Genomic DNA, 12,783 nt, shown 5'->3' on the forward strand with positions numbered 1-12,783 from the left:
GGTCAATACGTAGTAGCAAAAAAATTGCATATATTACTGATAATTTACAATTGAAATCTACGTGAGTTCAAAGCTATTGTTCGATAATAGGTTCAAACCAATGCTCAATGGTATCAAGTTGATACTCATATAGTGCAAAACGCTGATGGTGGATTTTGCCAGGAATCTTGTATACTAAAGTTTCGTATCTTCTTAACATTACCTTCAACATGGCGCTAATACATATAACAAATGGTGATTGTGCAGCAGAATTAATAGAAGCAGCGTTTAATACCCAAAAGGTCATTCCCTGGCGTGATATTCTCTATGAAGGCCCTGTTCAATCTAATTTAGATGGCAGTCAATTTAGTCATCAACGCTCAGAATATCTAGCGTCTCAGGGTTATGAAAGTTATGAGACAATCTATTCTTCTTTTCAAGACTTACAAACTCAATTGACCCACTTACCAAATTTTGAAGAAGTAATTCTTTGGTTTGAGCATGATACTTATGATCAATTGCAATTGGTGCAAATATTATCCTATTTATATCAAAAAAAATTAAATACAAGATTATCGTTAATTTGTATTAATCATTATCCAGGGATTGACCCTTTTCTTGGACTGGGTCAGCTGGATGAACAACAGATTAAAGCATTATTTCCGTGTCGACAAAAAGTGACTGACATTCAGCTTAAGCTGGCACATCAGATCTGGCTGGCTTTTACAGCCTCAGAGCCCTCAGAGCTTTTAAGGTTAACAAAAGGCGACTTAACCGCTTTACCCTTTCTAAAGAATGCATTATTACGATATTTTCGTGAATTTCCTTCTAATCACAATGGATTAACCTGGACTGAGCAGTACATTCTGGACTCAACGATTGCAGGAACAAACAATATTGTTGAATTATTTAGACAATTACCCATCACAGAGGACGAGTACTTTTTAGGCATGGGAGATGTGACCTTTAAGCAAATCGTCACTAGTTTAGCTGAGGCTGAAAATCCTCTTATTAGAATTAAAGAACGTATAGATGAAATTGAGGATTCAGAACTCGAATTGACTAAACTCGGTGAACGCGTCGCCCAGGGGGAAGAGGATTGGATTAAGATCAATGGGATTGATGAATGGCGGGGTGGTGTTCATTTAACATTAGAAAATGTCTGGCGATATTCATTAGCTACTCATGAAATTATTGGGCCATTTAATCTGAATATACTCGAGGACAATGCAGTAGGTGAAAAATAATTAGGATTTTCTCAAGTCCTTCAATAACCAATAAGTAATTTTTCTAATCATAGAGGAAAATTTTTGTTATGATGCGGCGATTACTTAGGAGGTTATATGTTTACTGGCGAAGAGTTACAGCAACTAATTGAACAAACACAAAAGTCTCCTGTTCTTTTTTCTTCAAGTCTAGATCCCGACACGATTGCTCTCATGCAAGAGGACTCATTGCTTACCACTGAGTTTTTTCGACAATTATCAATAGCAACTCCGGGAGAACTTACAGCTCCCCAGGTTTCACTAATAAAAAACTTCTTACGAGCTCGCGGGGATTTGTTGAAAAAAGGCAGCCTGGCATATACTCGCCATCCATTTTTACCCGTAAATCAGTTATGTTTGAAAATCGCTGAGGCAATTGCAAGCCCTGAGGAGGCTGTTTGTCAACTTTTAATGCCTACTGTTAAAACATTAAACCGCAGTACGTATTCGCTCAAACAAGAAACAGAAGAAGATGGCCATTTTGCGATTGAGAATTATATTCTGAGCGATGACTTTACACGGTTAATACCCGTTGAAGAAATTTTTCAACAAGCAAAAGTGAATACAGAGACTGTATTTCCTGAGTATCAAGAGTCGTCTCAAAATTTGCACTATCAACTAAGTAATCGTGACTTCCTGGATTTACAAGAAGTAGCAGGTGATGAGAGTCGGTTATATCTTAATGCGTTAAGGGCACACCATGCTCAACACTATAGTGACAAAAGCATTGGTTTTGCTATAAAAACATTGGCAATAGCACTAAAAAAAGGCTCTGTGAGTGGGCTTGGTAGTGAGGAGCATGCCGAAAGTCGAGTTGTTGCTGAAGCAATTAAAGATTTTTATGATCTCTGGAATCACTTACCAATAGAAATTCGTAAGACTGTAGGCTCGACAATTCTTATAGGCTATGGCAATGCTCACACGCTATATCAATATTTTCTTGCATTATTTTATGGACATCCACAATGTAAACTGACATCAGAAGAACTTGCTCTGGCTAAAAAGGATAATATTTTTAACTGTATTGATATTATTTCCAATGCTTTGAATGAAGCCTTAATACAGCATCCTGAATTTTATGAAATCAATATTGACGGTGTGCAGCAGAGTGATTTGCCTGAACTGCTACCCTTACTTAAAAATGCCGTTAGTGCTCTAAAAGCACGTCCTCAAATGCTGAGTGATGATAGATATCTTTGGGAGACTCTTTTAAATTTGCTAACCATGTGGTCAGGGCCAGTAGATGAGCAGAAATTTGAAGCCTTGGTCAGAATGGGATTGCATGCTGAAACCTATGAGCATATAGAGAAATTATTTCCCCATATAGCCTCTATAACAGGGGTAAACGATATCGCTTTTAGTGAAAAAATTAATGAGTTAATTCTAAGACTTCAATCCAAACTCGTTTGTTTGAAAGAGAATAATTTGTTGAGCTTGCCCCAATTTATTTCCGTACTTCCTGATAAAAGCCAGAGTATAGCAATCACCACATTATGGCCAAAGATATACCCTTTACTGTCTGATAATGATAGTTTTAACTATATCTGGAATAGATTAAAGCCAACGGGTCGTGACTGTTTAGTTGATTTATTTGCAAAACAGTTGACGCAGTCTGTTAATACGACTGAAGATTGCATAAGAGTATTAAGATCTCCAATAAAAATACGTCTAATAGAGGTTCGAAGTATTTCTCTCTTAAGAGAAAAATGCATTGAATTATTAAAACCACAATTTGTTTTTTTATTTAATACTCCAAAGTTAGCCAAAAAGCTTCTTAGCTTACTTCCTTCTTCTTATCACCAAGAGGTATTAGCCTCTCTTTTACCTAATGTTTTAAAAGGTATCAATTCATATTCAGTGTTTTTAGAGACACTCCAAGAGTGGGGGGACTCCGCTGGAGTGGATGCGATTTTAAGTCAAGTTGCATCGCAATGGATTGATGAGTATGAAAGCTTGTTATCTTCTGTAAAAAGAGTCAATGCAAAAAGTCAATTATACTTATGTGAAACCTTTCGTCATTTAGTGATTACTAAAGAGCAATTGTTTAAATTATTAACCTTCGTGCACAGAGATAGCCAACTTGACTTACTGGGTATGTTTGAGGTTAAAAAATTTGTAACAAATATCGATATATTAAAAGAGCTATTAACTCTTTTAAAACCTTCTTTTAGAGATGAAGTAATTTCCTTGTTTCGTGGTGAGGACTTACACTGTACTGAAGAAGACTTTGAAAAGCTCAAAAAACCAGCTGTCGATATTTCAGAATGGCAGCAGAAATTGAGTGAGTATACTCAAACGAGATCACTTTTCTCGCAATCACTCTTCTTTAAACCTAATTCTAATAGAATGCAAATGATACGGGAAATTAATACTTACCTAGAACAACATCCTAATCTAACAAGAGCAGAGTATGTGACTTTCTTTTGTCAAAAAATGCGGGAGATAGAGAAGTCTTACTCCACTTTGGCGAATCCGCGCCGTAGTCATTTATATACTATTTTGAGTGACCTGGTTGACAATATATCGCAAGAGCCAAAAAATGAGGTGGCGAATATATCGCTCATCATGTAAAAGCAACTCAGTAAGCAGGTTGCGCTTTGGCCTAACAAAATTTTTAAGTTCGACTAGCATGAGCAATCTGAATTAAGCTGTTGTTTGGATTGCTTTGAATAATCAATTATTTTTCTAATAGTAAACTATATTTCGCTAAAGAGGGCACATTAACCATCATAATTTTAGCCACTGTGAGCAAAGGTATTGAAAGTATAGCGCCGCCGATACCCCACAGCCAAGCCCAAAAAATAATACTAAAAAAGACAATGAGTGGATTTAAATTTAAACGGTGTCCTAATAATATCGGCGTGATAATTTGCCCTTCAACATTGCTAATTAAAAAATAAAGAAGGGGGGGGAGCAAAATATAGAAATAAGAGTCAAAAGTAAGTAAGGAAATAAAAAATACCACCGAAATACCTATTGCTGGACCTATGTAGGGAATAAAATTAAGACCTGCCGCCATTACGCCCCATAACATGGCATTAGGAAGGGAAACTAACCATAAAGCGGTAGCAATTGCTATGCCAAAGCATATGCAAATTATGGTAAATGTTACCAAATACGTTGAAATGTCTCTTTCGATAGAGAGTAAAAAATTATTTGCAATTTTTGTTTGGCGTGAGGTAATGATCTTTTGCAAATTGTTAAAAATAGTTTCTGAATAAATAAGCAAAAAGAATAAATTGGTTAGTGTAAGAAAAATCAATAGAATTACATTCGTCGTTAAATCAAAAATGGAATAACTGATGTCTGTAACATCTGTTTTGACTTCAATTTTAGGTGTTTGTTTAGTTTCAGTAATCGTTTTGATTTTTTTGAATGCATCACTTAATTTAGCAAGGGGTTTTTTTACAAAATAAAATTTTTGTTCCAAAACTTGCATTTTTTCCGGTGCTTTATCAATCCAGTGTGCTGCAGGCTCAGCAAGTGAGGAAATGCCAACGCTAATTACGCCTAAAAGTAAGGCTGTAATGAGCGCTGAGGCTAGAATTTTAGGAATCCTTAATTGTTGGAGAAGTTGTACTACAGGTTTTAGTAATAAATAAAGAAAAAATGCTAATAACAACGGGAATAAAATAGGTTGAGCGATAAAGAAAATAAAAATTATGGCAAGAAAAGCTATTATTTTTAATTCCCAGCTTGATTGTGATAAACCATTCCTTGAGTCATTCATCGAATCTTAGTCGCTATGTGGTTTTTCGAGCTATATTTTTAAATTATTACATGTTAAGCGATGAAATTGGTAGCTCTTATTACGGCTCTTTTAAGTGAACGGATAAATGATGGTTTTTTCACGCTCCTGTTTGTCCATTCTCAGGCGTCGCTGTCTAATTGCTTCTTCTAGTTCTTTAAAAAATCGACTTGATGTTATAGAGGGTTCGGGCTGAGGTATTTCTGCTAATGGTGCAACAAATTCTACCGAATTGTCATTTTCATAGCTAACAAGAAGATCAAGTGAGGCTATTTTTTTCTCATAAAGCATCAAAAAATTTCTTAAACATTGTGAGAATTGCTCATTCTTTGGTGATATTAAAGCAGAGCTTGTTAATCGAATGATAAGTTGTTCATCCGAATAGCTTTCAGGGGCTTGGGTAATTTCTTTATGAATCGCTAGCAACTTAGGGTAAATCTCTGAGTAATTTTCGTCGTTTGAGTTTTTATAAGATTTAATGAGTTGTTTAAATAATTGATCTACTCCTTGACTAATAGGCATTACATAGACTCCATTCTAGTGGCATTGGGTTATTAAATACCAATTAGAGCGAAAACGCAACAATATGTTATGAAAAGAAAAAATTAGATTAATTAATTAAAAGTCTATAATTATAAAGGATGACAGGGAAAAGAAGGAGAAAGTCATGGCTGATAACAATGATAATGGGGTTGGTATCGTAGCTATTATTGTAATTATTATTTTAGCGGGTATTGCATTATGGTATTTCTTTGGCGCGCCGCGAACGACCACGGCTCCGGCACCTACAAACGTAAATGTAGAAACGCCGGCAACAAAGCCAAGTGCACCAAGCACTACTATAGTTACACCTCCGGATAACTCAGGAACGGGCACAACAAATACCACTAATACAAGCAATACAACGAATACGGAAACTACAACACCAGCAGAAACAGGTACGTCGAATACAACTACTACTCCTGATAATTCGGGAGCAAGTACAACGACTACCACAAACTCAGGTAGTTCAACTACACAACAGCAGCAATAAAAATAGTGTAGTTGCCGTCAAACCGGCCAGTTCGCTGGCTGGTTTAAATTTATTTGCAAGTTAATTCATTGCAAGCTCACTTATATTCTAAACTTAACTTATAAGACAAAATTTAAATTGCGGAGGATTTAATAAATCGGTTAATGTATGGAGCTAAGGTTAAATGGATTTTAACGTTAGGTAGTGAGACATGCAAAAAAATACAAATGCTAGATCGCTTGTTACCAAACTTTTGGATTTAGCGGGAATCACTGTAAATGGAAGTGCACTTTGGGATGTTCAAATCCATAATGATCAATTCTATTCACGTGTCTTGCGCGACGCTGATTTAGGGCTTGGTGAATCCTATATGGATGGATGGTGGGATTGCCAGCGCATCGATATGCTAATTGAACACATCGTTAATGCCAATATCGAGGACAAGGTAAAAATCAGTCCTAAGCTTGCTCTACGCTTAATCATGTCCAAGATCTTTAATTTCCAGTCCAGACGACGGGCCTTTCAAGTAGGAAGACATCATTATGATTTAGGGAATGATCTCTTTGAGGCAATGTTAGACCGACACATGAATTATACTTGTGGTTACTGGAAAGAGGCGACTACATTAGAAGAGGCTCAACTTGCAAAATTGGACTTAAGCTGCAGGAAATTGCAATTAGAACCCGGTATGCGTATGTTAGATATTGGATGTGGCTGGGGCGCTTTAGCCAAGTATGCGGCAGAAAATTATGGTGTGGAGGTGGTTGGGATTACTATCTCCAAACAACAATATGAATTGGCTAAAGAACGCTGCAAAGATTTGCCTGTGGAGATTCGAGTGCAAGATTATCGTGAGGTCAATGAAAAATTTGATCGCATTGTTTCTTTAGGCATGTTCGAACATGTGGGTTATTTAAATTATCGCAAATATATGCAGGTTGCTCATCGCTGTTTAGCGGATGATGGTCTATTTTTATTACACACGATTGGTGGAAATGAGAGTACAACGCAAGCCATGCCCTGGATTTCCAAGTACATTTTCCCGAATGGCATGATTCCATCTATTGCCCAGATAGGAAAAGCGTCTGAGAAATTATTTGTTATGGAGGATTGGCAAAATTTTGGTATGGATTATTACCAAACTCTTATGGCGTGGCACCAAAATTTTAATACTGCCTGGAATTATCTTCAAACAAATTATGATGAAAAATTCTTCAGGATGTGGAACTATTATCTACTCAGCTGTGCCGGAGGTTTTAACACCCGAATGCTTCAATTATGGCAAATCGTTTTCTCAAAGGGACTCAAGATGAGATATGATGCACCAAGATAGTGATGCATCATGCTAGGATTCATTACTGCGCGCTTGTAGTAATTCGCGAAGCTGTGCTGGCAGTATGGATTGTGCTTTTTGGGTTAATGAGTCTTCATGCTTTTGCCATAGGGTTCCTAAGTAAATGATTAAGAAACCTATAGCTGCTAAAGCGACTGGGAATAATAAGCTGTTTTTGAAAACTTGTGACGCTAGATAGCCTAGATAAAAAGCACAACCAATTGCACCGAAAATAACAAATACTTTCCTCATTAAGATAACACCTATACTTATCATTACAAGATTAATGCACATGTAGAAGAATTTTGATAGTTCACTGTCGGAATGTTGACAGGTTAATCCTCCCCAAAAGGCAAGGACACCAAACAAGTATAGCCAAAACGCGTAATCCAAAGTGTTTCTTGAGCGAAGGTCAACCCAAAAGGCTAATAGGATCATTACCAGGCCAAAATACATAGAAATCATCGCACTTAGTTGAAAGGTTGCATACTGACCTGCCAGCATATCCGTAATATCCATGGACATGTACCACAAGGTTATTGCAATTGGCATTGTCATAAAAGGGTAGCGATAAATCCACGCAAGAATAACGCCAACGATAAGTGTTCCTAATTCCATAAAAATCCAACACCATCTTGAGTAAGAATGGAATTGCTGGTAGGTTGTATTATCAGGCCACCAGCCCATGGCCACTTGAAAACCGTAAATGGCGAGCGGGGTCAATGCAATCACAAACGTTGCGCATATCCCGGCAGGAATAAAGTAGTTATTTTTGTCAAATTGATGAGTGAGCCAGAGTCCAACACAAGCATAAGCAAGAGAGAGATAAAATATTCCCCAGCCCCCAAATTTTTCCCATCCTAAATTCATAAAAAGGGTCATGGCGCCAATTGCAATGAAACCACCAAAATAATAGAGCACATTGGTAAAATTAAAATTAGGTGTTTCTTCGGGCTGTTTTTTGATGAATTCAACTAAATCTTCTGCTTGTTTCGCATTGATAATCTTGGCTCCCACCGCTTTGTTGAGCGTATTACGTGAAATCTTCATACTGGTCTCTCCGTAATTTTCCAGCAAAAGGAGTTAAACACGTTTTACTAAAGTATAGAATTTATTAAGAAAAATGCTCGGAAGCCATGTTATTAACTAGATGTTTATCGCCATTTAGCAACTATGATATCTCAATAAGTAGTAATAAAACCCTGCTACTTCGCGGACAATTGAATAACCATCCCGCCATTCAAGATAGTTAGCATGTGCGTTATAAATAGGGGAAATGTTACATTGCTGTAATGCCAAACGTGTGCGTGTGATATGAAAATATTGTGAAATAATTAACGCGCTTTTAAAGTGATATTGACGCATCAGTTGCGTGCAATTATAAGCAGTAGCTCTTGTATTATCACCATTTTTATCCATAAGGATATGAGCCGCTGGAATGTCGTGATTAACCAAATAATCCTTCATGGCGATTGCCTCATTAATCCCTTCTTTTCCGGTACCACCGCTAACAATAATATAAGAGACAACACCTTGCTGATAGAGCTTAATGCCTTTATCAAGGCGTGCGGCTAACCGTTGAGAAGGGGTACCGTCCGGATTCACTTTAGATCCTAAAATAATGGCTACATCACTGTTGTGAATTTTATCGCTTAGACCATCAGATACAATAAAAAGCAGTGTTAGAAGAAACATGCCCAAGAATAAAAAAATTGATTTTTTTAGAAAATGGATCATTTAAAACTAATTATCGATAAAAGCGCACATAATAGTACATAATATAGTCAATGTGAAAAAATATTTCATTTTGAGGCTTTAGGCCTGTCATCAATATCATCACCTACATAATCATGTAATTTGTTATGCAATAAATTCACGCTTATAGAGTAACTTTCTATGCAAACTCCATCGTCTAAAACGGTTGTTGATGCTGCTTTCTGACGTATGAAATTTTCACCTTCAACTAGCCAAACGCCTGAACGTTTTAACTTATCGTGACCATCAGCCTGAATAATTAAGCCTTGGCTTATCTGAGGAGTCACGACTTGATTGGGATCCATTTCCTGACGTTTTTTAAATATTGGCAAAGCCATAGAGCTTGAAGAGATAATTTGAATAGCAGGACCAAATTCATCAGTATTAAAGTCGGCAAATTGTTTGCGTAGATATTTACCTAACACGCCTTCTGCAGCATCCACGCATATACTGCCTGCGATTGTTATACCTTTATACTGCTTGAAATAAGCCAGAGGCATAAGTTCCCTTTCTATCTGACCCTGCCAGTATGTATTTCTTTCTGCTTCCATAGACGTTAATTCTGCTTCAGGAATATCTGCCGGCCCTTTATTAAGCTTATAACTCGCATAAACAACGACACCATCTTTTATGCCTAAAAGCATATTAGTTTTTTGAGTTTTAGGCTTATGGCCAATACTTAATCCCTCTGCATCAGTCACTTCAGTAGGTGTCGTCGCGGTGAGATTAACCATAATTAACAATGAAGGATAGTGTTTACTGACGTTACAATACCCCGCTAACAGCTCTTTCTGAGTATCGTGGGGCATAAACAATGTACTCTGTCCTCCAACGCTACAATGACTGTAAAATTCAGGCATTACGCAAATGGCAAGTTCATCGGAAAAAAGTTTAGCTTGTTTATTCATAAGGTTATAAGATGAATGAACATGTGAATGGAATAAGTCGACTTGTTCTTTTATAGTTCGCGGACCACTCTTCGCAAACGAGCCTGTCGGCATAGATACTGTAGCAACCCGCAAAATGCGTTGTTCATTTAAGTGTCTGCTTTCCTTTATCGACCCTACTGTGCTGAGAACCTCTGACAAATAGTTAATCATTGGTTCTGAATTGATTTTAGGAACAACAAGCCTAATGTATTGTGGTGTAATTTCCATACTCATTAGTTTGCGAACTTTTTCAGGGAGTGCTAGCAACGAAGCAAGCTTAGGGAGTTCTGAATGGGGAAGATAGGCAATCGCATCAACATGATAATCATCATCAACCCACCCAAAGAAACTTAGCTCTGTAATATTTCTTAAGAGTTTTACAGCACCGGTATAAGCTTTTTTGGGCATATCGTCTTGTCCTGGATTCTTTGATTTAAATATAGCCAAAAAAACTTAATGTAGTATTAGCTCTGTTGATTAATTGCTCAGGCAAGCAGAAGCACTTAGAGGGGGGCGCACAACAAGGAAAAACTTATTTGAGTCTCACTTTAACCGGTATACCAAATACCTGATATTCTTTTGGAATGGCTGTAAGTGGCTCAATAATAGCAATAAGTTTATTTTGACGTGTTGCCATAGGGTTGATTTCAGATAAGGGAAGCATCTCAGCATAACGGGGTGTATTGACTATTTTTCCGGGGACCGATTCGCCATCAGGAAAAGTAATAGATACCTTCTTGCCCAAATAAATTTTATCCAAATACTGAGGCTCAATAAAAGCCATAATTCTCAGATTTTCTTTCGTAACTATGGACAATAGACGTTGCCCGCTAGCCACGAATTCATTATTGTAGGTATTAATTTGCATGATGGTTCCGGCCTTATTGGCGCGAATCATAAAATATTTTTGTTTTTCCTCTAATTGTTTGATTTTACTATCTATTTCCCGCAATTTTCGTTGATAACTCACCTCCAGGGTAGTTTTGTTGCGAAGTTTTATGTCAATAATTTCTTTCTGTAAGTTTGAGAAAACCCGTTGGGCACTTACGAAATTTTTTCTTGCTTCTTCAAGTTGTAGTTCTGACATATCGCCATTTTTCATGTAATTTTTGAAGCGCTCATAGACTTCTCGGCTTGTTTGTATATCTTGCGAAGCAATAGTAAGCATCGTGTCAAAAGGCTTGTAGTTTTCAAGACTGAACTGCTGAATTAATGATTTCAAAAGAAGTCTTTCTTTTTGTAAGTATTGTAATTTTAACTCCAGTGTCGGTGACTTAAAGTGGAGCAAAGGCGCCCCAGAATTGATTTGCTGGCCTGTTCTTACTGTCAGTGATTCAATATAACCTGCGTCAGGAGCACGGATAGTAAATGTGTCAAAAACAACTAATCCTGAAAAGCTAACAAAAACATACTCTTTAATGAGCTTTCCTATTAAAAATAGCAGCGGTAAACTAATTAAAAGAACCAATAAAAACCATCGGAGTTTAGGCGGAGTAAGTCTTCCACTGCCATAATTTGTTGCTAAATGTTCACCAGTAATTTTTTTAAATTTAATGGCCATTATTTACTCTTCCTAATCACCCACCAGGGGTACCGCTGCTACCGTTCATAAAATTCAGTGAGTAGTTTTTCGGTGTGAAAAATGCCAAATTCATTAAGTATTTCATCTTCGTTGATAATTTTTAAGGCAAGTACACTGAAATGAAGTTCTTTGTAGCGGGTTGAAAGTTTTACTTGCCATTTTATGATGGCAAAAAAAACTTCGAACTCGATAAATTCGAAAAAATTACTAAAGCGTGTCTGTAGTTTTTTCTCTATACCGCGAGCTAACAATTCACCGTGTTTGGTTAATTTGTAGTTGTAGAGACGGCGAGTGATCAGATTCTCAGGATTGGTCGTTTTTGAGCAGTTCATGCAAGTTATAATAATTTCTGCATCAAGAAAATAAAAACCACACTGATAACAGAGTTTGTCCTCTAATGGTTTATCATAATCCATACCTATATGTCTTAATTTTGCATTACAACTTGGGCAAATTAAGCGTTCTTGCCTTAGAAATTCCTTGGTAGGAGCTATATTTCCGCAGGTGAAGCAATGAATAAATTGCTGAGTTTTAATATCAATACTGTGGCAATTCGGATAGGAATTTTTATAATTTAATAAGCCTGAGGTGCAAGAGGGGCAGGTCTGAATTTCATCTATCAATTTTTCCTGTAAGAGCAAGTCTCGGGATACTAAATTTTGTAGAAAATTCCATTCATCAAAATTACTATCCTGGCCAAACAGTACTTTGAGTAAAGGAAAACTAAGGCCTTTAGCTGAGTAAGGCGTTAAAAAGCCATGAATCAAAATAGTAGAGTGTGTAAATAAGTAACTTAATAAAAATAATTCATTGTCTTCCAATGAGGTTATACCTGGTATTAGTTGTATACGCTCATGAATATCTATCGCAACGTTTAAAGAGTTTTTGTCTAATGGACCATCAAAAATGTCAGCATTTATATCTTCCAGTTTGCCAAGATAAAAGATAGGGGTAAGACGATAGACTTGAAGTTGTCTTAATTCTGTTAAAATGTCTAAGCATTTTTGCCAATCGCTTAATACAAATGCAAGCGCAAAGCAGCCTGTCTCCGGAAACTCCGTTTCAGAGGAAACCCACTTAACCGGTTAAGGTAGATGCAGCTCCCTAGGACTTCCTAAAATCCATATAGTTTGGTCATTCATGAGCTATATTCTTACTATTTTTATTTAATAATAGTTTA

The 12,783-nt window shown here is 36.8% G+C and carries 12 protein-coding genes; 4 read left to right on the top strand and 8 right to left on the bottom strand.

The window, feature by feature from the left end; translation table 11 throughout:
• Positions 1–73: 73 nt before the first annotated feature.
• Positions 74–199, bottom strand: a complete 126-nt coding sequence (locus tag LHA_RS17500; protein WP_256597132.1) for a hypothetical protein — start codon at positions 197–199, stop codon at positions 74–76.
• Between the two features lie 10 nt (positions 200–209).
• Between LHA_RS17500 and LHA_RS06815 the strand changes: the two genes are divergently transcribed.
• On the top strand, positions 210–1,226 hold the full coding sequence (locus LHA_RS06815) for a DUF1835 domain-containing protein (protein WP_045105875.1): 1,017 nt from the start codon (positions 210–212) through the stop codon (positions 1,224–1,226).
• 96 nt (positions 1,227–1,322) lie between these two features.
• The gene (locus LHA_RS06820; protein ID WP_045105876.1) at positions 1,323–3,815 is read left to right on the top strand and encodes a hypothetical protein; all 2,493 of its coding nucleotides are present in this window, start codon (positions 1,323–1,325) and stop codon (positions 3,813–3,815) included.
• 106 nt (positions 3,816–3,921) lie between these two features.
• Here LHA_RS06820 and LHA_RS06825 read toward each other — a convergent pair whose 3' ends face one another.
• Together LHA_RS06825 and LHA_RS06830 are read right to left on the bottom strand one after the other, a co-directional pair.
• Entirely contained in the window at positions 3,922–4,974 is a 1,053-nt protein-coding gene (locus LHA_RS06825) for an AI-2E family transporter (protein ID WP_045105877.1), read from the bottom strand.
• A gap of 90 nt (positions 4,975–5,064) precedes the next feature.
• A complete protein-coding gene (locus LHA_RS06830; RefSeq protein WP_045105878.1) occupies positions 5,065–5,514 on the bottom strand; it encodes a hypothetical protein in 450 nt (149 codons plus the stop codon).
• 145 nt (positions 5,515–5,659) lie between these two features.
• Between LHA_RS06830 and LHA_RS17110 the strand changes: the two genes are divergently transcribed.
• Both LHA_RS17110 and cfa read left to right on the top strand, forming a co-directional pair.
• The gene (locus tag LHA_RS17110; RefSeq protein WP_052673626.1) at positions 5,660–6,025 is read left to right on the top strand and encodes a hypothetical protein; all 366 of its coding nucleotides are present in this window, start codon (positions 5,660–5,662) and stop codon (positions 6,023–6,025) included.
• 190 nt (positions 6,026–6,215) lie between these two features.
• On the top strand, positions 6,216–7,337 hold the full coding sequence (gene cfa / locus LHA_RS06840) for a cyclopropane fatty acyl phospholipid synthase (protein ID WP_045105879.1): 1,122 nt from the start codon (positions 6,216–6,218) through the stop codon (positions 7,335–7,337).
• A 12-nt stretch (positions 7,338–7,349) separates the two neighbouring features.
• On the opposite strand, the gene LHA_RS06845 is transcribed toward cfa, so the two are convergent.
• From LHA_RS06845 to LHA_RS06865, 5 genes are all read right to left on the bottom strand, one after another.
• Entirely contained in the window at positions 7,350–8,387 is a 1,038-nt protein-coding gene (locus tag LHA_RS06845) for a hypothetical protein (protein ID WP_045105880.1), read from the bottom strand.
• A 114-nt stretch (positions 8,388–8,501) separates the two neighbouring features.
• The gene (locus LHA_RS06850) at positions 8,502–9,032 is read right to left on the bottom strand and encodes a YdcF family protein (RefSeq protein ID WP_045107447.1); all 531 of its coding nucleotides are present in this window, start codon (positions 9,030–9,032) and stop codon (positions 8,502–8,504) included.
• Between the two features lie 107 nt (positions 9,033–9,139).
• The gene (locus tag LHA_RS06855) at positions 9,140–10,429 is read right to left on the bottom strand and encodes a hypothetical protein (RefSeq protein ID WP_045105881.1); all 1,290 of its coding nucleotides are present in this window, start codon (positions 10,427–10,429) and stop codon (positions 9,140–9,142) included.
• Between the two features lie 124 nt (positions 10,430–10,553).
• Positions 10,554–11,582: an HlyD family secretion protein gene (locus tag LHA_RS06860; RefSeq protein ID WP_045105882.1), complete on the bottom strand. Its 1,029-nt coding sequence runs from the start codon at positions 11,580–11,582 to the stop codon at positions 10,554–10,556.
• 38 nt (positions 11,583–11,620) lie between these two features.
• Positions 11,621–12,424, bottom strand: coding sequence for a TackOD1 domain-containing metal-binding protein (locus tag LHA_RS06865; protein WP_045105883.1), 804 nt, complete (start codon positions 12,422–12,424; stop codon positions 11,621–11,623).
• Positions 12,425–12,783 lie beyond the last annotated feature (359 nt).

The organism is Legionella hackeliae (assembly GCF_000953655.1).
Taxonomy (GTDB): domain Bacteria; phylum Pseudomonadota; class Gammaproteobacteria; order Legionellales; family Legionellaceae; genus Tatlockia; species Tatlockia hackeliae.

What these genes read in the sequence shown, in the direction of transcription:
- cfa (WP_045105879.1), top strand. Translation starts at nt 6,216, where the DNA reads ATGCAAAAAAATACAAATGCTAGATCGCTTGTTACCAAACTTTTGGAT.
- LHA_RS06855 (WP_045105881.1), bottom strand. Translation starts at nt 10,429, where the DNA reads ATGCCCAAAAAAGCTTATACCGGTGCTGTAAAACTCTTAAGAAATATT.
- LHA_RS06825 (WP_045105877.1), bottom strand. Translation starts at nt 4,974, where the DNA reads ATGAATGACTCAAGGAATGGTTTATCACAATCAAGCTGGGAATTAAAA.
- LHA_RS06820 (WP_045105876.1), top strand. Translation starts at nt 1,323, where the DNA reads ATGTTTACTGGCGAAGAGTTACAGCAACTAATTGAACAAACACAAAAG.
- LHA_RS06860 (WP_045105882.1), bottom strand. Translation starts at nt 11,582, where the DNA reads ATGGCCATTAAATTTAAAAAAATTACTGGTGAACATTTAGCAACAAAT.
- LHA_RS06845 (WP_045105880.1), bottom strand. Translation starts at nt 8,387, where the DNA reads ATGAAGATTTCACGTAATACGCTCAACAAAGCGGTGGGAGCCAAGATT.
- LHA_RS06850 (WP_045107447.1), bottom strand. Translation starts at nt 9,032, where the DNA reads ATGTTTCTTCTAACACTGCTTTTTATTGTATCTGATGGTCTAAGCGAT.
- LHA_RS17110 (WP_052673626.1), top strand. Translation starts at nt 5,660, where the DNA reads ATGGCTGATAACAATGATAATGGGGTTGGTATCGTAGCTATTATTGTA.
- LHA_RS06830 (WP_045105878.1), bottom strand. Translation starts at nt 5,514, where the DNA reads ATGCCTATTAGTCAAGGAGTAGATCAATTATTTAAACAACTCATTAAA.
- LHA_RS17500 (WP_256597132.1), bottom strand. Translation starts at nt 199, where the DNA reads ATGTTAAGAAGATACGAAACTTTAGTATACAAGATTCCTGGCAAAATC.
- LHA_RS06815 (WP_045105875.1), top strand. Translation starts at nt 210, where the DNA reads ATGGCGCTAATACATATAACAAATGGTGATTGTGCAGCAGAATTAATA.